Source organism: Coleofasciculus sp. C1-SOL-03, assembly GCF_040220555.1.
GTDB lineage: Bacteria > Cyanobacteriota > Cyanobacteriia > Cyanobacteriales > Coleofasciculaceae > Coleofasciculus.
The window spans coordinates 16,948-38,866 of sequence record NZ_JAVJUO010000100.1 but is presented as its reverse complement, the minus strand read 5'-3'; the positions used below and the strand labels follow the sequence as shown (position 1 = coordinate 38,866).

Here is a 21,919-nt window from a genome sequence, read left to right as displayed (position 1 = left end):
GTGATATCCACCGCCACCCACCAATAATTCTCAGATAGAATCAATGTAGGGTGGGTTAGGCGGAATTAAATCAAGGAAACAACCATTTAATGGAATATCCGCCGTAACCCACCAATAATGAACACCTTACACCATTAAAGTCTTGAATTTCGTTAGGTTTCCTGCGTCAACCCAACCGATAACCTAAATTTAAGGAAACAACCCGATAATGTGATATCCACCGCCACCCACCAATAATTCTCAGATAGAATCAATGTAGGGTGGGTTAGGCGGAATTAAATCAAGGAAACAACCATTTAATGGAATATCCGCCGTAACCCACCAATAATACACACCTTGCACCGTTAAAGCTTGGCGAATAGAATTCGCAGCTACACAAACAAAGTCCGCCTACGCGGACTTTTATTAAACTTGGATAAGTCAACTTTCTTTATCCAGCCCCAATCCTATCCGTTTAAGCATCAAATTGAGCTTGAATCGCTTGAATTCGAGACTCTAACCTATCGCGCTGTTCCCTTTCGGGGCGAGTCATCGGCACCAACGCCAATCCTTGTTGTACCAACTCCCTCGCCCGGTCAAAATTACCATCAGCCACTTCTAATTCCGCTAAATCAACACAGGCGGGGAGATTAATATTCTGGTTCAGGGAATTTTCAAAACAGGTGCGGGCTTCTGTCGGGTTCTGCATCGCATCTCGGTAAAAGCAGCCAAATTCATACCAGAAGTGACCATTTTTTTGATTGTCAAACTTAATCGCTTTCTGGAAATGTTTGATCGCTTGTTGGTAAACCTTCCGCCCTTTGCTACTATGATTGTGACCTTGGGCTTGATAGCACCACGCCATGTGTAAATGGGCTAAACCGTGTTTTTGGTTTTTAGCTAGGATAGGTTGCAGATAATCCATGGCGGTGTAGGGATCTGGGGGTTGGCGAAGTAGCAAGAGAAGGGCATAGTTTAATGAGGCAAAGTTAATTTCTTTCTGGAGATCATCGCCATACTTTCTGATTCGGAACTTAGCATTTTTGATAATTCTCTGATAAATTTCTGTAGCTTTATCTAACTCGCCACAGTCTCGAAAGAAGTTCGCCGCAGGGATAAAGTTGTGCCATTTGTCTGTAGGAAGTTGAGACTGGCTGATAAAATCGGCTAATCGATAACAGGTTTCATGGTCTAAATTATCTCGGAAGTAGCCAAAAACAAGGCAGATAATTCTCGTATTGTCCGGGTACTGCTGCAAGGCAAGATTGACAGCTTCTTTAATTATTTGAGGTTGGGCATGGTGATATAGGAAAGGTAGAAATGCTTCCCACACAGATTGGTCTACTTTTGATTGCTGGCTAATCCATTGCCATTGCTGGATGATAATAGGCTCAATGTCGATGATGTTTTGACCAGCCTTTCTAACTACAGCTAAGTAAGTTCTGCGAACTTCATAATCATCAGGATGCAGTTCCAACCAAGTCGTAGTTAGAGCGATCGCCTCCTGCTTCTGTTGAGATGTTCCACATTGCCCAATCAGTGCTATGTATTTTTCACGAACATGAGAATCATCAGGATGCAGTTGCAGCCAATTAGTAGTTAGAGCGATCGCCTCCTGCTTCTGTTGATTTGTACCACGCCTTTCTATCAGAGACAGCCAATAAGTCCACTCCCTCGGACTTTGTGGTTCAGTGGATAAAATTGCATCCAAGCAGTGATCGCGTTCCGCCAGTAAACCCACAGCCTCATACATCTTTGACCATATAAACCACCCAGTAACCGCACTCCCCTGCTGGATAGATTGAATCTGGTTAGGATAGTCATCCAAAACCTGACGGACAAGAGTCATTTCACCATTCACAGCCAAAAGTCTCAGCCCATTATGCACCCAGCGTTTGTGAGTTTCTTTGGTTGCGTTTAAAGCCGAAATTGCCGCTCTTAAGTGGTCTGCTAATAAATTAGGAGAATAGGGTAAATTCTCGCCACGACTGTGGCGGTACTTCACCGTCATCGCTGTTTGGGCAATGAGTTCGTGAATTGTTGCCAACCCATCATATCCCCTCTTCCAGATTATATTCACCAAGCCCTTTAATTCAGCATCTCTGGCAAAATCCACTACATCCCGCACAGCTTTTTTAGAATAGTCCGGCAAACACAAGGGCAACACTCCCGCAGGTGTAGTCATGCCATATTGATAAAAACTGCAAATCACGCCAAAAACTTGATAAACCGGATACTCCTCATCACTGGGCAAACGCCTAATCACATCCGCCACAATTAAATCAAAAGGTTTCCCTTCCGATAGCTGTAACATCAGCACCAACATCGAAGGCGCAGCCATTAACTGTTTCCGTTCTGCTGCTGCCATTTTCTCTAATCGGGCTTTGGCTTCCCCATCTTCCTGACAAATCTGATCCAAAATTCGCTGTTTTTCCTGGGATTCTGGCGAGGGAGATAATTCTAAATCCAGGGATTCAATCCGATATCCCCGCAACTGTAACTTGTCCTCCTAGTCTTTATTCTAAGATGCTAACCCCTCCCTAACCCTCCCCTTATCAAGGGGAGGGAACCGGAAAGGAACATTTACTCCCTACCCCCCTTGTTCCCCCCTTTTACCCCACCGCCAAAGGATTTAACCAGCGAATCATCTCTAATTTCAGTCGGTTTAAATCCCGATAAACCCCTTGCTTCATCCACTGACCGATCGCATCGAATGGTGTAAAGGAATCTCCCGTTTTCCAATTGACATCTTGTCCCAACGGTGTTAAATGATTTCCCGGTAGCATTTGTAGCACAACCATATTCGGAAATCGCTGTTGCAGCACAGGGGATAAAATTGCCGTTTGGTCTATCTCGTCCTTGATAAATTTAATCAGTAAATTGCGGCGGATAGCGTATTGCTGGGCAATCAGTTCGTTAGTTTGTTGGGGTGAGGGGGTAAATTCAACGTCAAAGGCTGGCTTGATATTCAACTGCTTGAGGAATGTCAACTGATCCAGCATATTGAACTGTTCCAGAAACGGAATCGCCTGTTTCGCTGGATAGTTGTTGAAGGAAATCAAAATATTACCCGCCCGTTCCACGGAAAACAGACTACCAATCAGCAGATGCAGTTTGCACCCCATGCTATGTCCGACACCGTAGATTGGTAAATACTGTTTCCTGAGTAGTCTTGTGGCTTTGAGGCGATCGAGGGTTGTCTCAAAACGGTTGAGGACTTCGCGGGCGATCGCAACGTGATCTAAGGTATTGAGAAACGGCGTCGCCACGACCAAATAACCCTGACGCCCTAATTGCTCAAGTAGCCAACGGTAGGTGACTTGGGGCGCAGCCGCAATAAATGCCCCACCCAAAAAATGCACAATGCCAACGGGACGAGACGGAATTAAAACCCAGCTACCAGATAGTTCTTGCCAGTCCATAGGAAGAGAGGGAAGTTCTTATATTTTTATATTGTGACGTACTCCTGGCGAGGTGGCGCTGCATATACCATGTTCGGTTGAATACCTATACCTCGTTGCGTTCTAACGTCGTCATTGGACAGCGTTGCCAAGCATCTCAGCGATATCATCGAGTTTGATTTATATATTTAATGAGAAATTGCTATCGGATAACAATTCCATAATGAGATCAGGTCTGTACACTGTTAGATAAGCTTTTTGTCCCTGATTAGGCATATCCCATAGCAATCATGATTAAATCCAAACTGTTTTTCACAAGTCTCCTGTCTACCGTAACCGTTACAGGTAGCCTATTGCTGGCAACGATTAGCCCCACTCAAGCCCTTCCTTGTGGGTTTGGCAAAAAGGGTGTTTCGCAAAATGCTTCTGGAGAATCTCCTAGTCTCGTTGGCGATAAAACCAACTTCTACAAAAAATTCGGCATTGCTGGTGTTGGTATCGCCGCCGTAGCCGGAGGGTTAGTCGCTGTGAAAAAATTCAAAGCTGCTCATAACCAACCCACTGAAGCGATTATCACAGAGACACCCTCACCAGAAGTCTTTGAACCCTATAACTTGGCTATCCCTGTTCCTCCAGAAGCGTTAGCCGCTTCAACTCCTGAAGCCGAGGAGTCTGAGCAGGATCTGACTTCCGTAAGCTAATTCAACTGGCTGAATGTTAACTGAGGTGGGCAAGAGCGATAGACTGATTAACTCGGTTCCTCAGCCTTGCTCACCCCACAGTTTCCTTAAAGTTATGACTCATTAATCACACTAGAGAAATAATGCAAAATTTGCGCGAGTTGATACCCTAGAGGTGTTGACCAACTCCAAGGAAAATAAATATGGCACAAGCGAAAGTGGGTGATACCGTCAAAATTCACTACACAGGTAAATTAAAGGACGGTACAGTCTTTGATTCTTCCCTGAGTCGCGAACCGATAGAATTCACCATTGATGCTGGACAGGTCATTCCAGGTTTCGAGCAAGCCGTTGTGGGTATGACGCCTGGGGATTCCAAAACCGAAATGATTCCCATGGATAAAGCTTATGGTCCCCATCGCTCAGAAATGGTACTGGAGGTGACACGAGACAAAATGCCCCCAGACTTGAATCCCGAAATCGGTCAGCAATTACAAATTCAACAACCTAACGGGCGAGTTATTCCAGTGGTGATTACCGATGTCACCGACTCGAATGTGAGATTAGATGCCAACCACCCTCTAGCAGGACAAGACTTAACGTTTGAGATTCAGTTAGTGGACATTGCTTAGATCCAGCCAGGATTGTCTCAAAGAAGAGAGGGAAGAGAGAGTGTCTTGGAAATTGATCAGCACAACTCATGTTGGCACTCTCTCTTTCTGCTAATAGGTAAGTCACTTTTTCTATCAACATCCCTAAGAACCTGGCATTCCTCTCACACTAAAACTCGTCATTTCCAAGATTGCCCCACGTCGCTGCAAATTAAGCTGGCTGGCTTCAGAGAGTCCCTCATTCTCTCCCAGTCGAGCGTTCTCTACCTCGGTAATCGTCAGATCAACTCCCGTGAGATTAGTATTACTCAGATTGGTATAACTTAAGTTAGCCCGATTCAAAGTAGCCTGAGTCAGATTAGCACCACTGAGATTCACACCAAACAGATCAGCACCACTGAGATTCACCCGACTGAGATTGCTTCCTCTCAAATCAGCACCGCTGAGATTAGCGCCACTTAAGTTGGTATCGCTTAAGTCAGCACCAATTAAAAAAGCACCACTCAGATCAGCACCCACCATAATCGCTTCCCTGAGATTGGCACCAAATAAGTTTGCACTACTTAAGTTCGCTCGACTGAGATTAACTTGAGTGAGATTAACCCGGCTGAGATTCACATCTGCTAAGTCAGCATCCATGAGGTTCGCCTCAATCAAAGTCGCGCCTCTGAGATCAGCATTCATCAAGAAAGTGCGGCTCAGATTAGCTGCATTTAAATTGACGCCGCTTAAGTTAGCCTGTTTCAGGTTAGCGCCACTGAGGTTGACTCGGCTGAGATCCGTGTTGCTTAAATCGGCGTCAATCAGTTGAGTACCCCTGAGATCAGCACCACTCAAATCAGCACCAATCAAGTCAGCACCGTTGAGATCAGCACCCATGAGATTGATCTTGCTGAGATTAGCACCCCGAAAATTCCGTTCCCTGCCGAGATAACGCCGCAGGAGTTCGTTAGTATCCATAATGTTTGGGGAAAACTGGAGTTGTACTACCAATTTCCCAAGGATTTCCCTAAGCCTAGTGATGGGTGCTACCCCTCACCCCGACTAGAGCAAAATATGCTATGAGTTACTCAATCGGGCAAAAATTCATCAAATCTTTACACACTTTTCATCATAGCTAAACATAAAAAGCCGTTCGGGGGTGCAAACTAGGTAAGTAAGGGAGCTTAAACGCATTCCAACGTGGTCGTTATTCTCCTGTTTAGTGTTTAGGTTGTTTGGGAATCCCCTAGCGGTGTCTTCGAGGCTCACCTAGGGGTTTTTTTTTGGCGAGGGAAAGTAGATTGTCACATTTTCAGGGGTTTACTATTCGACAGGGCAAACCGCAAGCAGAGCCTTATGGGTGGGGTTCCGTTAATATTTATGAAGGATGCACGTTATCCTGTTTCTCAAAGAACGTCACTCCGGTTGTCCCTCTTATACTCCCCTACTTTTGGTCAGAATCCGCCCAAACCAACATTTTTTTTCGTTCATGAATGGTAGCTCAATCCCAAACGACCAACCCGGGTGGTCACTCGATGAACGTGATCCCCAAACCATCCGATCTTTCATGCCCTTATGGGGATGGTTTTACCACTACTACTTTCGCGTGAAAACCGATGGCTGGCATCACATTCGGGATCAGGGTAACGCCTTGTTTGTGGGGTCTCACAATGGCGGACTTGTTGCACCGGATATGATCATGGTCATGTATGACTGGTTTCGGCGTTTTGGTGCCGAACGTCCAGTTTATGGGCTGATGCACCCCAATGGCTGGCAAATTGACCCAAATACGGCACGACTAGCGGCTAAGACAGGGGCAATCAGGACTCATCCCAAAATGGCGATCGCGGCTTTACGTCGAGGCGCTAGTGTCCTGGTTTATCCTGGGGGGGCACAGGATGTCTTTCGTCCCCATAGTATGCGTCATCAAATCCATTTAGCAGGGCGTCAGGGGTTTATTAAGCTAGCACTACGGGAAGGTGTGCCGATTATACCCGTTATTTCTCACGGCGCTCATGATACGTTGATTGTCTTAGCTGATTTTTATGACCAGGTTCGACAACTGCACGATTGGGGATTGTTCCCTTGGTTATTTGGTCTTGATCCGGAAGTGTTTCCCATCTACTTAGGTTTACCCTGGGGATTAGCGATTGGACCGTTACCCAATATTCCCTTACCTGTCCAAATTTACACTCGTATTTGTGCGCCGATTGTCTTTGAACGGTATGGTCGGGATGCAGCTAGCGATCGCGAATATGTCAATGCTTGCTATGAAAAAGTCTGTACTCAGATGCAATGGGAACTTGATGGTTTAGTCAAGGTGGCGAGTAGAAGTTGATCTGGCTGATGAGAATAGCAGGGATTTGTGAAAAAGGAGATATGTAATTCTACCGATCCGTCTCCATCCGTCTCTCGTCAGGATTTAGATTACTGGTTAGAACGTCAGACCGAATACCAACAGACTCTTAATGTCATCGAATCAAGAGGAGAAAACAGTGAAAGTGTGTGGAAACTGAGAGGTAAGCTTGAAGCCGTCGGAGAAACGATCGCTTACCTACAACGGAAGATCAATAATCCCTGAAACTTTTGTCTGTGAGTAGCCGTTGATAGTCCAAACAGCCGGAGAGTTTTCCTGGGCAAAAAACCCAGTGATAGTATCACTGGGTTGACAAGGGCTGCTGTAATAACTGAAGAAGATGTCGTTAGCTAGTATCTTATTGACTCAACGTTAAGTCTTGTTTATTCGCAGATTAAAATTCAAAATTAAAAAACTTCAATTCTATTCTGAAAAGTCAGTCATTAAAAATTACTAATTATAACAATTGATAGTTGCCGTAAGGTTGATGCCAGATATGGTTTAAATATCCGTGAACGCCCGACAGAAGATAGTCGCATTGTTGGAGTTGTGGCAAATGGCGCAAAGATTAATATAGAAAGTCGCGGTCAAAATGGTTGGGTTCCCATCGACGATCCCAGAGATGGTTATGTATCAGCAGAGTATCTCAATTATTGTGGCACACCAACACCACCTCAAGTGAGTTGCGCTCAAGTTGATGCCTATGGTGGCTTGAATGTGAGACGACGCCCAACAACTAATAGTCCAATCATCCGGACGTTAGATAATGGGCGGTATGTCAATATCCGTGAGGCGCGAGGGAGTGACTGGGTGTCCATTAGTGCGCCAGTATCTGGTTTTGTGGCGTCGGGTTATTTGGAATCCTGTTCCTAGAATTTCTCCCATTCGGTTAAACATGATACCAAATCCCTAGAGTTTAGTGACTGGATCTAGCCCTCTTATAGAAAAAACCCTCACTATCCATCAAAAGAGGTCAGCGAGGGACGATTTTATTAAATTAGCGGAGACAAATTTGAGGTCGTTCCAGACACGCCAACATACCATGCTGTCTGGAACTGAGTTCGTTACCGAACTACGCCCTGCTGAGAAGCAACTTCCATGGGCTTCATCAGGTAGAGTCTTAGGAACTGCCAGCCATTAGAGACATAGTAGGGCAGCTTCTTGAAAAATTGCACGAACTTTGGACTGTTGGAGTTAGCAATTTCCGTCAACTTTTCGTTATTGCCAATACAGACTTCTAGACGTTCGTAGAACTTAGGATGTTCCACATCTAAAATCACTGGGAATACCCGCGCCGCCGTTTCGTTGGTCTTCTGAATCACATGCTTATCATACTCGCGGGCATCTAAACCAATCGACTGATAGAAACCAGACCGTTGGATGTCATTTAGATACATGGTCACAAATACTGAGAGCAAGAAGAAGCGAGACCATAACTTCGCCTGCCAATCATTTAACATTTGCGGCTGGGCTTTCATGATCGCATCAAAGAAATCCCCATGACGATTTTCGTCCTGACACCAGTTTTCAAAGAACCGGAAGATGGGGTAAATGCGGTCTTCAGGATGAGCTTCAAGATGGCGATAAATGGTGATATACCGCCAGTAGCCAATCTTCTCGGACAAATAGGTGGCGTAGAAGATAAACTTCGGCTGGAAGAAGGTGTACTTCTTATTCTTGGTCAAAAATCCCAAATCCAGCGCCAGATTGAAATCTGACATTGCCTTGTTCAGAAAACCTGCATGACGGGCTTCATCACGAGACATCAGGGTGAAACACTCTGCCAGGACAGGATTTTTGTCTTTGATCCGGCGACCCAATTCTTTATACAGTAAGAATCCAGAGAATTCTGCTGTACAGGAACGCTCCAGAAATTCCACAAACAAGCGGCGGGTTTCACCGTCGATATGCTCCCAAGACTGCTCAAACTCAGCGTCCCGGACGAAGTGGTGGCGATTGTAGTCCGCACGGAACTCTTCCAGAATCGCCAATAGCTCATCCTCGTTTGGCGAGATATCCATCTGCGCCATGGCTTCAAAGTCTGTCGTGTAGAACCGAGGCGTCAGTATGGTCTCCTTTGCTGGAGATTTAACGCCGGGTCTCATTTCTTCAAAGGTAGGTTTTTTAAGGGTATCTACCATAGTTGGTTTTACTCGTTATCTCTTACTTACGATTTTGGACTTGAGAATGGGGCAATTGGAGGGTGACTCGACCCGCGCCGATATTTAAAGGTGCATATTGAGTCTACCAAGGTCTTGGGTGAGTGCAAAATGCAGTTAAGGTTAAAAGTTGTAAACTTGCTTAACATTTCTTCATGTTTTTTGGGGGAACGGGGAACAGGGAACCGGGATGGGGATTTTTTTCCTGCTCTGTTTAATCCACCTCGGCTTTCACAAAAAGGGACACGACTATCGCCATGCCCCTAATTTATTAGATCCAAGATCGTTTAGTAGTACCGAGGTACTAACTGTTACCCCTCTTCAGCTTCGACGCGACCGTAAAAGATCCCTCGAATCAAGACGTCTTCAGGTTCTTCTTCGGCACCTAGGTCAGTATCAGCCGTCTGTTCGCTCTCAAAGGTACCAGCAATTTCACCGGTGTAGCTATCCACCTTGGAGACCTGTAGAGACATCTCACCGGATCGAGTCTCTACCCGCTTAACGTTAGCCCGAACGAATTCTTCTTCATCCGCTTTGGACGGTAGGGCGATCGCGTTATCATAGCCAGATGCTACACCACGACCTTTAGGATCGAGGAACACAGCACCCCGATAAGACGGAACCTTAAATTCCCCTTCAAAGTCAGTAGACGTATTCACGCTGGTCATATTGGGCTGGCTTTGAGCAACCAAGCTCTTAATCGTGAACATGAAAGGAACTTGTTCGCCTCCCGGTAACTGGACTGTAATGGCTTGAAAGTCAATACCATCCTCTTCCGTAAAGACAAGACTGCCATTTTCTCCCGGCTTTAAGGACCCTTCAACTTGATCCAGGCTAGAGGTCGCCCGGGTCAGTAACTTACCTGGGATATATTCTGCCTCTCTGCGCTTATTTGTCGGTTCTTCCTTGACAAAGAAGCTAGTTGGCTGTAAGCACAGATCGACAATTCGATAGGACTTATCAGACTCAATGGGAATAGAACCACGAGTTGTTTCCGATAGCTGGGGACATAGATTCGCTAAGCCCGTATTTTTAATCTGGTCGTAGGTCAATTGATCAGGACTAGTCGCTGTTGCAGCATCCGAACAAGCCGTTAACACCCCCAGACACAATGCCAAAAAGGCAACAATTAATGCGCGATACCTCATGGTCAACCTCAATCGTCAATCTCTAAAGCAAGAAAAATTTTCTTATGGTGATTAGTTAGTGAATCAGGCTGTGGTTTATACCGATAAAACCGCAACTATCCTTAACATATCAATGAAAGTCACCCTAAATTCACTCCATCTTCAATGCGGCAAAGGGGCGGACGAGGAGAACCCGGAGGGTCAGCGTCCGATAGCGAAGCAGGTGGGCAACGCTTAGCGAAATTGCCGCACTGGGATTTCTCCCCAAAAGATGCCATCTGGTCAACAGGCTTTGATCAGCCTACACCTGACCTAGCGGTTAGGTGTGCGGTCGTTGACACCATGGTATAGTTTTGGTCACACGCTAGTTATCGGCGATCGCTATAGTAGCTCGAACGATAGCTCACTGAAGCTGTGTTCCCTACATGATGCCGAAAGCGTGAACCTTAGCTTTTCTCGCTTTATTGTACACGGGAAGCGACACTTTTACGCTTTAAAGCAAGCGGGTGGCAAAAAACAACTAAGATTGACAGGGGTAGGATGAATTTGAGTGATGAGTTAGATGCTCAGGAGCTACAGGTCAAATTGCAAGCTCTAAGGACGGAGATTTGGGCATTAGCCAATAACCATAAAGGGGATACATTAACACTTCTGGCTCTGCTGCGGACGCTGGAAGAGGCGCACCGGGAGATTCGAGATAGTCTATTCCAAGACTCGTTACCCGACAATCGACAAACCCTGTATGCGCTGCTCAAAGATATGGAAGAACTAGGGGGTTGGCCCTATGTGGCGCGGATGAAGCTGCGATCGCTGTTGACCAATTTCCCGGACGTGTTTCCTGAGGATGAATCCCTAGAAAATGATTAGAGGTGCAGGAAAGCTGGGGAAGCTGGGGAAGCTGGGGGAGAAGAAATTAAATTTATAGCGTATCTGAGCAGTATGGGGAGCAATAGTCTTCAACTAAGTTTCTCTAACAAGACAGTTGGCACAACAGGTGTTAAGATCCAGCCGTCAGTCTTAGCAGTTTAATCTTATTCAATCTTTTTATTCTTGAGCAGGGACTATGGATGACATTAAGTTTGGCACAGATGGCTGGCGAGGTGTGATTGCTGCTGATTTTACATTTGAGCGTGTGGCGTTAGTCGCAACAGCCGCCACTCAAATCCTCGCTGATATTTATGGCAAAACCAGTGGTAGCCGTACTGTGGTTGTTGGTTATGATCGGCGGTTTATGGCGGAAACCTTTGCCAAAAAGACGGCGGAGGTTGTCCAATCCCTAGGATTTGATGTGTTGCTTTCTGAAAGTTATGCACCAACCCCAGCATTTAGCTGGGCGGCGAATCAGCAGAATGCTTTAGGGGCTTTAGTTCTAACCGCCAGCCATAATCCAGCTAATTATCTGGGATTAAAAGTGAAGGGGGCATTTGGAGGCTCAATTCCGCCAGAAATTACCCAAAAAATTGAAGCCCAACTCGCTCAACCCTCAGCCTCAGCGTCAACGCCGGGTAAACTCCAATCCTTCGATCCTTGGTCAAGTTATTGTCAGGCGCTGCGTTCCAAGGTGAATTTGGCGAGTATTCAGAACCTGATTACTCAAGGTAAATTAACTGTCTTTGCTGATGTCATGTACGGCGCAGCCGCAGGGGGCTTGAGCAAAATTTTAAATGTACCGATTCAGGAACTCCATAGCTCCCGTGATCCATTATTTGGTGGCGGTGCGCCGGAACCTTTACCTCGTTATCTGTCTCAACTGTTCCGCCACATCCGTACCCACCGACGACAAGCCGAGGGCGCTTTACGGGTAGGATTAGTCTTTGATGGAGATAGCGATCGCATCGCGGCGGTGGATGGACAAGGCAATTTCCTCAGTTCTCAAATTTTGATCCCAATCCTGATTGAACATTTAGCCTCCCGACGGCAAGAGACGGGGGAAGTGGTAAAAACGATTAGTGGTTCGGATTTAATTCCCAAAGTTGCCCAGCTTTATCAATTGCCTCTCCACGAAACGCCGATTGGGTACAAATATATCGCTGATCGCATGCTCTCGACCCAAGTCTTGCTGGGTGGTGAAGAATCGGGTGGAATTGGGTATGGAACCCATATCCCAGAACGGGATGCTCTCCTCTCCGCCCTGTATCTGTTGGAAGCGATCGCCCAATCAGGGATGGATTTAAGCCAACTTTACCAACGGTTACAAGAGCAAGCAGGCTATACCTCAGTCTATGACCGCATTGATTTACATCTAGCGGGGATGGAGGAGCGATCGCGCCTACTCAACCAACTGCAAACCCAACCCCCAACTGAGATTAATGGTCAAGGGGTTGTTGATTGTCAGACAATCGATGGGTATAAATTTCGCTTAGCCAATGGTAGTTGGTTACTGATTCGGTTCAGTGGTACCGAACCCGTCTTGCGCCTTTACTGTGAAGCCTCGACTCCAGAACAAGTTCGTCAAACCCTCAGTTGGGCAAAAGATTGGGCAAACAGGAATCAGGGATGAGGGAGCTGGGGGAGCTGGGGGAGCAGAGGGAGCAATGTAGAGACGTGCCATGGCGCGTCTGGGAGCCGGGGGAGCAGAGGGAGCTGGGGGAGCAGAGGGAGCCAGGGGAGAGGGGAGACAAAATTTCTATAGCCCATTACCCTATTCCATAAGACACACCGAGCGAAGCCGAGGTGTTGCCTATTGCCTATTGCCTATTCCCTGTTCCCTGTTCCCTAACAAATGACAAATGACCAACCTAATTGTTGCCACAGGAAATCCCGGTAAATTGCGCGAGATGCAGGCATATCTGGGTGATTTGCCCTGGGAATTGCAGCTTAAGCCACCGGAAATAGAGATTGAGGAAACAGGCGATACCTTTACCGCAAATGCTCGTCTCAAGGCGTTAGGTGTCGCCCAAGCCACGGGTGAATGGTCAATCGCCGATGATTCTGGCTTGCAAGTGGATGCTTTAAATGGAGCGCCGGGGATTTATTCTGCACGCTATGGCAAAACCGATACAGAACGGATTGAGCGGTTGCTGTCTGAATTAGGGAATACATCCAATCGGGGGGCGCAGTTTGTTTGTGCAATCGCGATCGCTCGTCCTCATGGCAAAATCGCCTTAGAAGTGGAGGGGGTGTGCCGAGGTGAAATCCTCAAGACGCCCTTGGGTACAGGTGGCTTTGGCTACGATCCGATTTTTTATGTGCCAGAACAGGAATTGACGTTTGCCCAAATGACTCCGGAACTGAAGCGACGCTACAGTCACCGTGGCAAAGCCTTTGAGTTACTCCTTCCCCAGTTCAACCAACTCTTATGAATTATGAATTAGAAAAATTAATTTTTAATCCATAATTCATAAGTTAGGTTTAAACAGCTTCCAGATTCCGTTCACCCGTTCTGATCCGGACAATTTCCTCAACGGGACTGATGAAGATTTTTCCGTCGCCAATTTCACCCGTGCGAGCAGCAGCAATAACTTTTTCTACTACCATATCGACTTGGGCATCTTCGACGACAATCTCCACCTTGAGCTTTTGCAGGAACTCAACGGTGTATTCAGAACCTCGATAGCGTTCGGTTTGACCTTTTTGGCGTCCAAAGCCCCGAACTTCTGAAACCGTCATTCCGACGATTCCCGCGTTGACGAGGGCGATTTTAACTTCATCGAGTTTAAAGGGTCGAATAATCGCTTCTACCTTTTTCAAGATTCTAGCTCCTCACTTACGTTTCTTTATATGTATCAGACCAGCATGACACGATGAACTACGGCGACTTATTTCGTTGAAGTCGCTGTTTCTGACGTTTCTTCGCCCCTAGTTGCTTCATACTTCCGTATGTAGTAGAGCTAGGCAACTCGGCGTCTAAAGAGGACAGTTCCTGCCCCCTTGCCCAAATCTCGTTGACTTGAGCAGCATTTACGTCTCTATCCTCAACATGATTACAGTCGGGATTAGAGCAAACATGAACTCTATCTGCTAAGGTCTTGGGAGTCAGTTCCCAGCACTTAGCACATCGCTGAGTAGGTTTGAGTTTCTGTGTTGGTGACTCGACATAGAAGCCATTAGCTTCAGCCGCTTTATAGGTTAACAAGTCTCCAATCATACCAAAACCAACGTCAAGGATAGACCGATTTAATCCAGCTTTCTGTGGTTTTCGTTTACCCTTCTTGGCTTTGCCTGTCATTTTTTTGACATTTAGCCGTTCACCAGCCATTAGGCTATTACTGCTGACTATATCAGTTCCGGAGATAATCGCGATTTAGTTTTACACTCCCATCAATAAATTTTTTGTAACATTGAATACATTTATTTGGGGTGTCGTATGCATTGCCCGTCGCCAATCGCCAATTCCCAGACGGTCAACACTCAGTCAGGGCGGGTTTTGTACAAACGTTACCATCAATAGCTTGCGCGATAATCCCTAAACCCGCCCCTACACACTCAACACTTCCCAAGGCTACGGTGGTCGATCGCCCAACTTTTGATTAAAATGAAAATATATCACAGGGGGCCTTAATGGTTTCGACGTGTTGGTGAAAGCCAACCCGTGATACAGGTCGAGAGTGAGTCTTCTCTCGTAAATCCCGGACTCAAAAAAAAGTAACTGCGAACAACATCGTTCCTTTTGCTCGTAAGGCAGCTCCTGTAGCCGCTTAAATACCTCTCATAGGTTCGAGCGTTCTTAGTCTGACTCCGTTAAGGGCTAAGGACACAACCCCAACGGATGCGCTAGGCGAGCTGTCTTTGGTCGGCTCTCTAGCAAAGACCTAACCAAAGCATCCCACCATCCGGGATAATGGATGGTTCCCGCCCTGAGGATGAGAAGGGCTAAACCTGTGAATGATCGGTAGGTAAATACCCAATGCGGACACGGGTTCAATTCCCGTAGGCTCCATTTCTCAATTCAATTTTCAGATGCAATAAGACCCCTTCATCTAGCATGAAGGGGTTTTTATCATTGATTATACGTTGATTAGTTTGCCATAATTCATACCAAATCTGCTTCGTTAACCTCTTATATTACCGGGGTGCTGTTTCCTAAGCCTTCTGCCATCTAATCTCTGCCATCTGCCTTGTCCTTACCAAAAAGGAAATAGTGAACCCAGATTTAGGCTCAGATTATCCGGATGAATGCCTTGATGACAGAAAAAGGTAATCAAACGCCTTCGGTACCCTGATCAATTTATTAACAATTGTTGCGGGTCAGATGAATGAACTCCAAACTCCGGCTTTGGTGTTCATTCAATCATGATATTGGAGGTAAGGATGCGAGGATTTGACCGCCCAAAAGGAGTAGGGGATTCATCCTATCCAACCGAATCCCTGACTCTGGAGTACCTCATCCTTAAATATGTAAACAACAACGAGCAAGAGCAAGTTATTATGGTAATGCAACCTACGTATGGTAATGGTTTTATCGATAGCTCAACCATTGAACTTTCTCAGGAAGGATTGCGGTCTATTCTGAATCAGATTGAGGCGGAACTCATCGATAGTGAAGTTTACCGCCGCACAATGGCTGGGTTACAAACGATGTTAGGCGAAGCCTCAAGCAATGCTCATATTCTAGTCAAGGCGGTGGGGCGAGAAGCCGTCAGGCTGACATTTCAGGAATTTGCCAGACAGTATAAGGTGGTTCCTGTGACTCCTGTGGCTTCTGAGGGAATGAATCAACCGACAGAAACCGAAGAGGAGGAGTTGGAGATTCCCCAAACTGAAGAGACGGAATGTCCCATTGGCTCGAAAGAAACGATGTCCCATAGAGTTGAGACAAACTTATCGCCCAGTTTAGCAGATCGAGAGATTGGGGAAACTCAGTCGCGTAAAAAACTCACTAAAGCAGAATTAGCCGCCCAAAAGCTTTCCCTAGAACGGGAAGAGATGTTGCAGCAAATTGGTCAACAACTGCGACGAGCGCGTAAATCCCGCTCTTTGAGCCTTCAGCAACTACATCGCCAAACCTTAGTCCCCATTCATCAAATTGAAGCATTAGAAACGGGTAGTCTGGCGCAATTACCAGAGGATATTTATGTTCGTGGTTTTATTCGTCGGCTTGGTTATGCTCTAGGGTTAGATGGTGTAGGGTTAGCCTTGTCTTTGCCGGAAATTGATCCGGTCAAGTCTGTGATTCCTTCCTGGTATAAAGATCCTGTAGCGACAGGGTTTCACCTTAAATCTGTTCATTTATATCTAGGTTACGCCACGCTGATTGCAGGAGCGGTGGGAGGACTCAACTGGATGTCGCAGCAACAATCTGCACCCCAAAATACAGCGGAACCTGAACCTATTCCTTCGGGTCAAAACGCTAATTCTCCAACAGCTGAAACTAACAGATCTACGCATAAGCCTGGAATTAAATCGAGTCAAACTGGTGTACAAGCAGGAGATGATATTGCTCCCCCTGAGGCATTTCCGTTTTGAGGAGATGGGGAAGATAGGGGAGATAGGGGAGATAGGGGAGATAGGGAAGATGGGGAAGATAGGGGAGATGGGGAAGATAGGGGAGATAGGTGAGATAGGGAAGATGGGGAAGATAGGGGAGATAGGGGAGATAGGGAAGATAGGGAAGATAGGGAAAATGAGGAAATTTTTTCGGCGGAAGCATCAACAATTAACAAAGGACGAATGACGTAGCTTGCTTCTCGATGAAAGCGAGTATGACGAATGACAAATGATAAATGACAACTTTATAGACTCTTTGCCAATTCCTCACCAATTCCTAACACACATCTATCTGACAGCATCCCTGTAGTCAGAATAAAGAGATAGGAACATTGAATAAGACTCGGTTATTAGCAGCTTCCTTGGTAATACAGTAGGACTTACGCGATTTGAGGATTAAAACCCTATATAGAGGCAGGGTGGGCATTGCCCACCCTACATATACTCCTGTACAGTCCCGAATCATAAGCCGTCTGGAAAGCGCGAATTGCTCCTGAAACTGGTTCTAATAATCCTTGGATCAGAACTATATAGTGTTTCCTTAACAGTTTTTAGCAATCTTACCCCCTTTAAACAAGTGACTTACTTAATCTGTACTTGTGAAATTTTGCACAAGCAAATCTATCCGTTAAGTTTGGGCGCGAATACCATTGGGCGGGAAGAGGATAATACTATTGTGGTTGACCATAGCTATCTTTCCCGTTATCACGCTCAAATTCTGCTTTCTCCTGAGGTTGTGATACTTCGGGATCTCCATAGTCTAAATGGTACATTTGTTAATGAATTTAAAGTGGAAGAATGTCAACTTAAGGATGGAGATTCTATTCGTTTAGGAAATGTATCATTCCAATTTGTGCAGCAAATATCTAAGGTTGAGGAACCTGCATCATCAGACAGTGATACTGAACTTTCAATTGTCAAGCAAGTCTCTCCGGAAGAAACTCGAATTGCAATTACTGACTTATTGCAAACCGATAAATCAGACAACTCTATTATCAAACTGAAGCAGCAGGATGCTCATCAACGAACGGTTGATAAATTGCAAATTTTACTGGAAGTTAGTAAACAACTGTCCTCTCCTGAAGACCCGGATCAATTGCTGCAAAAAATCGTCGATTTGCTGTTTGAAATTATGCATATCGATCGCGCCACAATTTTGATGGTTAATGAAACCCGTGATAGTCTGGAACAAAAAGCCGTAAACTGGCGGTCTGGAATCCCAACTGACGAAAACTTTTACAGTAGCAAAATCACTAATTTCGTCCGTGATCAGGGGGATGCAATTCTCACCCATGATGCGCGAAAAGATAACTTATTTAACGATTCAATCTCCATTGTTGAACAAGGAATTCATGCCGCAATGTGTGTTCCTCTGAAGCCCGCAGATGAGGTAATTGGCGTATTGTATGTGGATAATTTGTCAATGACCGATATCTATTCTGATGAGGATTTAGAGTTTTTAACCTGTCTAGCCAACCAAGCCGCGATCGCGATCGAAAATTCTCGCCTGTATAAGAAGATGCAGGAACAGGAAGTAATGAGGGCAAAATTGGAACGATTCTTTCCTCAATCGGTGAGTCGTAAGTTACGGGAAGAAGGGAATTTAGCCACGGTGGAGACAGAAGTGACGGCTTTGTTTGCCGATATTAGCAACTATACGCAAATGTCGGCGGAAATGGAACCGCGTCAGATTGTGGAAATGCTGAATGAGTATTTCCAAGTCATTGTTGAAGAGATTGTGTTTCCTTATGAAGGAACATTAGAAAAGTATATCGGTGATGGAATTCTGGCAATTTGGGGCGCACCGTATCGTCAACCTAATGATGTAGATTTAGCGGTACAGGCGGCGATTGAAATGCAATGGGCGGTGTCCCGCTTAAATCAAAAATGGATTCGCGAAAACCGACAACCGATTCAAATTCACATTGGCTTGAATACGGGGACAGTTGCGGCGGGCAATATTGGGTCTAAAAATTTGATTCAATATGCCACGATAGGTGATACGACGAATGTGAGTAGTCGAATTTGTGACGTGGCTAAAGCCGGGGAAATTTTAATTGCTGAAAGTACGTTTGATCAGCTAGGTGATCCGACTATTCCCCTCGAAAAGATATCACCGGTTTGGGTGAAGGGTAAGGCTTCGCCGTTACATCTCTATCGGGTTTTGTGGGAACAATATAACGCGACGGATGTATTGTGCGAGAATGTTGATTTAGTAACCACAGTTAGCCGATCTTAAGCATTAAGCCCAGCACTAACGTCTGGCATCCCCACACCCTACTGTCGTGGCACACCTTATTTGGTGGAAGGTGTAAAGTCTTAGGGATAGACGGCAAAAGTATCCAAGGGATAAAGGGGGTTCCTTAAGCGGATTTGGTCTTACTGCCTCAGGTGCATCTGGCTTCCGATGTGCTGATTGTGTTGTGCTTTACATAGGGGGTGTCACCCCTCCCTGCTATCCTTGATTTTGTCATCCTGACCGATAACCAAAGACTGTGAAAACTGGGTTAATGCCGATATGACTCGGATAAACCTAGAGTAGGGCTTGCTGAATAAGTATTGGGGAGATGGGGTGAGGGAATCAGGGAGAAGTGGTAAACGCTATACTCTCATTAGTTTTCAGCTTAAGTTGAGAAAAATGTTCATTAAGAGTCCCCCACAGATGGTGGTTCAACGGTAAAGCAAGCGTAAATCCTGACTATTCAGGTCAATGTTGCCTCTGGATATATCTGTTATGGAGCCGTGGTTAAAATTACTTCTGCAATGGGCTATCCCTGTTTTTAAGAGCCTAGTCTATCTGAAAACAACTAATCAATTCAGTGGTATACCCCTAAACGAGAAACCAATATCGAAACTTAAGCCGATAATCATACCCGATCAGGGGGTCGATAAACCCCCTCAAGGGGAAAAAGTGGTGGCAATGGGGCAACATTTCGCCAACAAACTGCCAGACGTGATCAACGCGATCGCGCAAACCGTAGATGACACGGATCACCTAGAACAGCAGCGCTTCCAGCAACAGAAAGCCCTGCAGCAACAACTCGTCAGCGAACATCGCCAAACCCTATTCAAACTCGCTGCCTATCACCGGGAAACCACCCTCCAGTTACCGGAAGTCCATAAAATCCTCGATCATTGGCCCCTGCGCCTGTTTCCCTCCCAACTCCTCGAACCTCATCGACCTAATCGCCCGATTCCGTTGCGAATTTTTATTGCCCCTCCTCAGGTTCAGTTTGAACGGTTTGGCGAGATCCCGTCGCAAGTGCCAGATATTGAACTGGGTTTGGCGCAACGATTGCGAGAATTTCTCAGTCAACATTATTCCCTACACTCTCAAGTAAGACCCACTGAATTTTTAGGCGGGGCGTGGGAGAGTAAGCGGTTTCATAGTGAATCGAGTATTAAGGCGCTGTTTAGCCTGTTGAAATCTGAGCCAACCTTAATTTTAGAGTCGGAAATTGATGGAGATTTTCTGATTTTTCGCCTCGCCTATTGGGGATTGGGACAGGAGAGTTACTGTTATTCTACGTTATGTAAGTTCTCCTATCGCGATTTTATCTACGAATCCGCCAAAGTCCGGGCGTTGAAATGGAAAACCACGCGAGATAAACTCCTGGCATTGGGTAAGAGTCTTGAGGATATTAATGCCAAAGGTGGCGACAATGCGATTAATTTAGCCTATTTAGAAGAAGCTGAGGAATTACAGCAAGCTGGAATTGATACCCATGAATTGATTTTTCCCTATAAAGTGAACCGCAAAGACTGGGATAACTTTTGCCAGTTTTTAAGTACCTGTCACTGTTTAGTGGCGGGCTGGGTGTCGGATATCCATCATCTGGTTCATTCGGATGTACCGCCGCTTTTGCCGGAATTATTACCGCCCTTAATTGCAGAGGTTTCTGATCCCGATTTAGTCCAAGTGGTGATGCAAACTACTCTTTCAATTTATCAAGAGGTGTTACAGTCCCTGATTAGTGAACGCCCTTACTGGGAACCGGAACTGAGTTTAAAACTGGCACAGAGTTTGACCTGTTTACCCGATAAATCTTGGGCAACGATACAGATTAAATCGTCTCTGAAAGCGTGGCTGCAACAACGGCAACAGCCGCATCGGGAAGGCTTACAGGCATTTGAGGCGATGCGATTGGTATTAACCCAACAGGATTACAACTATTGCCAGATGCTGCAATCCTGTTTAGCCGCTGTGGGGGATGAACAGGGGGCAAATCAAGTTCAGGACTTGCTAGAGGCGATCGCATCCCGTCAACAGTCGCAGACGTTTGCTAATCTGAGCTTAACCTCTACGTTCACGGGACTCAGTGGTAAAGTCCGGGCGATCGCGATTCATCCCCATGGACGCACCCTGTTAAGTTGTGGCGGTGATAGTACGATTAAGATTTGGGATATTATCAGCCTGAATTCGACACCCATTCAGAAGTTGAATGGGCATTCGGGTGGCGTTTTAACCCTTACCCTTAGTCACGATGGGCAGATCTTAGCCAGTAGCGATCAGTCGAAAAATCGCAGTTATATTAAAGTTTGGAATCTACATCAGGGTAAACTGCTGTGGACGCTTTCGGGACATCGCAAGCAGATTCATTCCCTAGCGATTAGTCCGGATAATCAAACTCTGGCTAGTGGTTCCCACAAAATTAAGTTATGGAACTTAAACACAGGAGAACCCTTCCGCACGCTATTTGGGCATAAAGAATGGGTGTATTCCCTAGCGATTAGTCCCGATGGTCAAAGTTTAGTGAGTGGAAGTGGGGATAAGACGGTTAAGATATGGAAATTGGCAACAGGGGAATTATTACGGACGCTGAGTGGACATAAAGCCAGTGTTAGGGCGGTGGCGATTAGTCCCGATGGGCAAACGATTGTGAGTGGGAGTGAAGATCAGACGATTAAACTCTGGGATTTTGAGACGGGGAAACTCTTGGCGACATTAACTGATCATACAGGAGCGGTGTATGCGATCGCGCTGAGTCCAGATGGTGAATATCTGATCAGTGGGAGTGAGGACAAGACAATCAAGGTTTGGCATCTGCATCGGGGAGAACTTATGCAAACCCTTGAGGATCATACCGCCCCAGTATACGCCCTTGCCATTGGTGGCGATGGACTCCTTGCTAGTGGGAGTGAGGATCAGACGATTAAATTGTGGCGTCCCCGATAAAATAAAAGTAAAGTATTGAGTT

Annotated in this window: 18 protein-coding genes, 1 other RNA gene and 1 pseudogene; 13 read left to right on the top strand and 7 right to left on the bottom strand. The window is 45.9% G+C overall.

Translation table 11 applies throughout. From position 1 onward, the window contains the following. Positions 1-454: 454 nt before the first annotated feature. The gene (locus RIE73_RS16770; protein WP_446402259.1) at positions 455-2,473 is read right to left on the bottom strand and encodes a hypothetical protein; all 2,019 of its coding nucleotides are present in this window, start codon (positions 2,471-2,473) and stop codon (positions 455-457) included. 118 nt (positions 2,474-2,591) lie between these two features. Then, entirely contained in the window at positions 2,592-3,401 is an 810-nt protein-coding gene (locus RIE73_RS16765; RefSeq protein WP_446402258.1) for a DUF1350 family protein, read from the bottom strand. A gap of 269 nt (positions 3,402-3,670) precedes the next feature. On the opposite strand from RIE73_RS16765, the gene RIE73_RS16760 reads away from it, so the two are divergent. Further along, positions 3,671-4,081 carry a hypothetical protein gene (locus RIE73_RS16760; RefSeq protein ID WP_446402257.1) on the top strand — a complete coding sequence of 137 codons (411 nt, stop codon included), beginning with the start codon at positions 3,671-3,673 and terminating at the stop codon, positions 4,079-4,081. A 182-nt stretch (positions 4,082-4,263) separates the two neighbouring features. Further along, positions 4,264-4,692: an FKBP-type peptidyl-prolyl cis-trans isomerase gene (locus RIE73_RS16755; RefSeq protein WP_446387438.1), complete on the top strand. Its 429-nt coding sequence runs from the start codon at positions 4,264-4,266 to the stop codon at positions 4,690-4,692. A 123-nt stretch (positions 4,693-4,815) separates the two neighbouring features. On the opposite strand, the gene RIE73_RS16750 is transcribed toward RIE73_RS16755, so the two are convergent. Further along, positions 4,816-5,631, bottom strand: a complete 816-nt coding sequence (locus RIE73_RS16750) for a pentapeptide repeat-containing protein (protein ID WP_446402256.1) — start codon at positions 5,629-5,631, stop codon at positions 4,816-4,818. A 511-nt stretch (positions 5,632-6,142) separates the two neighbouring features. Between RIE73_RS16750 and RIE73_RS16745 the strand changes: the two genes are divergently transcribed. From RIE73_RS16745 to RIE73_RS16735, 3 genes are all read left to right on the top strand, one after another. After that, positions 6,143-6,991, top strand: a complete 849-nt coding sequence (locus RIE73_RS16745) for a lysophospholipid acyltransferase family protein (protein WP_446402255.1) — start codon at positions 6,143-6,145, stop codon at positions 6,989-6,991. 27 nt (positions 6,992-7,018) lie between these two features. Next, positions 7,019-7,234 (top strand): hypothetical protein, encoded by a 216-nt coding sequence (locus RIE73_RS16740; RefSeq protein ID WP_446402254.1) that lies wholly within the window; start codon positions 7,019-7,021, stop codon positions 7,232-7,234. 231 nt (positions 7,235-7,465) lie between these two features. Further along, on the top strand, positions 7,466-7,882 hold the full coding sequence (locus tag RIE73_RS16735; protein ID WP_446402260.1) for an SH3 domain-containing protein: 417 nt from the start codon (positions 7,466-7,468) through the stop codon (positions 7,880-7,882). A 191-nt stretch (positions 7,883-8,073) separates the two neighbouring features. Here RIE73_RS16735 and acsF read toward each other — a convergent pair whose 3' ends face one another. Both acsF and psbO read right to left on the bottom strand, forming a co-directional pair. After that, the gene (gene acsF / locus RIE73_RS16730) at positions 8,074-9,150 is read right to left on the bottom strand and encodes a magnesium-protoporphyrin IX monomethyl ester (oxidative) cyclase (protein WP_446402253.1); all 1,077 of its coding nucleotides are present in this window, start codon (positions 9,148-9,150) and stop codon (positions 8,074-8,076) included. 329 nt (positions 9,151-9,479) lie between these two features. Beyond that, positions 9,480-10,316, bottom strand: coding sequence for a photosystem II manganese-stabilizing polypeptide (psbO, locus tag RIE73_RS16725; RefSeq protein ID WP_446402252.1), 837 nt, complete (start codon positions 10,314-10,316; stop codon positions 9,480-9,482). A 519-nt stretch (positions 10,317-10,835) separates the two neighbouring features. Here psbO and RIE73_RS16720 point away from each other — a divergent pair. From RIE73_RS16720 to rdgB, 3 genes are all read left to right on the top strand, one after another. Next, positions 10,836-11,162: a hypothetical protein gene (locus tag RIE73_RS16720; protein ID WP_446402251.1), complete on the top strand. Its 327-nt coding sequence runs from the start codon at positions 10,836-10,838 to the stop codon at positions 11,160-11,162. A 196-nt stretch (positions 11,163-11,358) separates the two neighbouring features. Continuing rightward, positions 11,359-12,795, top strand: a complete 1,437-nt coding sequence (locus tag RIE73_RS16715) for a phosphoglucomutase/phosphomannomutase family protein (RefSeq protein WP_446402250.1) — start codon at positions 11,359-11,361, stop codon at positions 12,793-12,795. 229 nt (positions 12,796-13,024) lie between these two features. Next, entirely contained in the window at positions 13,025-13,597 is a 573-nt protein-coding gene (rdgB, locus tag RIE73_RS16710; RefSeq protein WP_446402249.1) for an RdgB/HAM1 family non-canonical purine NTP pyrophosphatase, read from the top strand. Between the two features lie 49 nt (positions 13,598-13,646). Here rdgB and RIE73_RS16705 read toward each other — a convergent pair whose 3' ends face one another. Together RIE73_RS16705 and RIE73_RS16700 are read right to left on the bottom strand one after the other, a co-directional pair. Further along, positions 13,647-13,985, bottom strand: a complete 339-nt coding sequence (locus RIE73_RS16705) for a P-II family nitrogen regulator (RefSeq protein ID WP_006098071.1) — start codon at positions 13,983-13,985, stop codon at positions 13,647-13,649. 58 nt (positions 13,986-14,043) lie between these two features. Then, positions 14,044-14,520: pseudogene (locus tag RIE73_RS16700) on the bottom strand (zinc ribbon domain-containing protein); the annotation flags it as partial. A gap of 266 nt (positions 14,521-14,786) precedes the next feature. Here RIE73_RS16700 and ssrA point away from each other — a divergent pair. From ssrA to RIE73_RS16675, 5 genes are all read left to right on the top strand, one after another. Further along, positions 14,787-15,177: a transfer-messenger RNA gene (gene ssrA / locus RIE73_RS16695) on the top strand. 485 nt (positions 15,178-15,662) lie between these two features. Further along, positions 15,663-16,700: a helix-turn-helix domain-containing protein gene (locus tag RIE73_RS16690; RefSeq protein WP_446402248.1), complete on the top strand. Its 1,038-nt coding sequence runs from the start codon at positions 15,663-15,665 to the stop codon at positions 16,698-16,700. Further along, positions 16,666-16,908, top strand: coding sequence for a hypothetical protein (locus RIE73_RS16685; protein WP_446402247.1), 243 nt, complete (start codon positions 16,666-16,668; stop codon positions 16,906-16,908). The genes RIE73_RS16690 and RIE73_RS16685 overlap by 35 nt, the downstream gene beginning before the upstream one ends. A 390-nt stretch (positions 16,909-17,298) precedes the next feature. After that, positions 17,299-18,960 (top strand): adenylate/guanylate cyclase domain-containing protein, encoded by a 1,662-nt coding sequence (locus RIE73_RS16680; protein WP_446402246.1) that lies wholly within the window; start codon positions 17,299-17,301, stop codon positions 18,958-18,960. A gap of 495 nt (positions 18,961-19,455) precedes the next feature. After that, a complete protein-coding gene (locus tag RIE73_RS16675; RefSeq protein WP_446402245.1) occupies positions 19,456-21,897 on the top strand; it encodes a WD40 repeat domain-containing protein in 2,442 nt (813 codons plus the stop codon). Positions 21,898-21,919 lie beyond the last annotated feature (22 nt).

What these genes read in the sequence shown, in the direction of transcription:
- RIE73_RS16745 (WP_446402255.1), top strand. Translation starts at nt 6,143, where the DNA reads ATGAATGGTAGCTCAATCCCAAACGACCAACCCGGGTGGTCACTCGAT.
- psbO (WP_446402252.1), bottom strand. Translation starts at nt 10,316, where the DNA reads ATGAGGTATCGCGCATTAATTGTTGCCTTTTTGGCATTGTGTCTGGGG.
- RIE73_RS16755 (WP_446387438.1), top strand. Translation starts at nt 4,264, where the DNA reads ATGGCACAAGCGAAAGTGGGTGATACCGTCAAAATTCACTACACAGGT.
- rdgB (WP_446402249.1), top strand. Translation starts at nt 13,025, where the DNA reads ATGACCAACCTAATTGTTGCCACAGGAAATCCCGGTAAATTGCGCGAG.
- RIE73_RS16675 (WP_446402245.1), top strand. Translation starts at nt 19,456, where the DNA reads ATGGAGCCGTGGTTAAAATTACTTCTGCAATGGGCTATCCCTGTTTTT.
- RIE73_RS16760 (WP_446402257.1), top strand. Translation starts at nt 3,671, where the DNA reads ATGATTAAATCCAAACTGTTTTTCACAAGTCTCCTGTCTACCGTAACC.
- RIE73_RS16765 (WP_446402258.1), bottom strand. Translation starts at nt 3,401, where the DNA reads ATGGACTGGCAAGAACTATCTGGTAGCTGGGTTTTAATTCCGTCTCGT.
- RIE73_RS16685 (WP_446402247.1), top strand. Translation starts at nt 16,666, where the DNA reads ATGATATTGCTCCCCCTGAGGCATTTCCGTTTTGAGGAGATGGGGAAG.
- acsF (WP_446402253.1), bottom strand. Translation starts at nt 9,150, where the DNA reads ATGGTAGATACCCTTAAAAAACCTACCTTTGAAGAAATGAGACCCGGC.
- RIE73_RS16720 (WP_446402251.1), top strand. Translation starts at nt 10,836, where the DNA reads ATGAATTTGAGTGATGAGTTAGATGCTCAGGAGCTACAGGTCAAATTG.
- RIE73_RS16715 (WP_446402250.1), top strand. Translation starts at nt 11,359, where the DNA reads ATGGATGACATTAAGTTTGGCACAGATGGCTGGCGAGGTGTGATTGCT.
- RIE73_RS16750 (WP_446402256.1), bottom strand. Translation starts at nt 5,631, where the DNA reads ATGGATACTAACGAACTCCTGCGGCGTTATCTCGGCAGGGAACGGAAT.
- RIE73_RS16690 (WP_446402248.1), top strand. Translation starts at nt 15,663, where the DNA reads ATGGTAATGCAACCTACGTATGGTAATGGTTTTATCGATAGCTCAACC.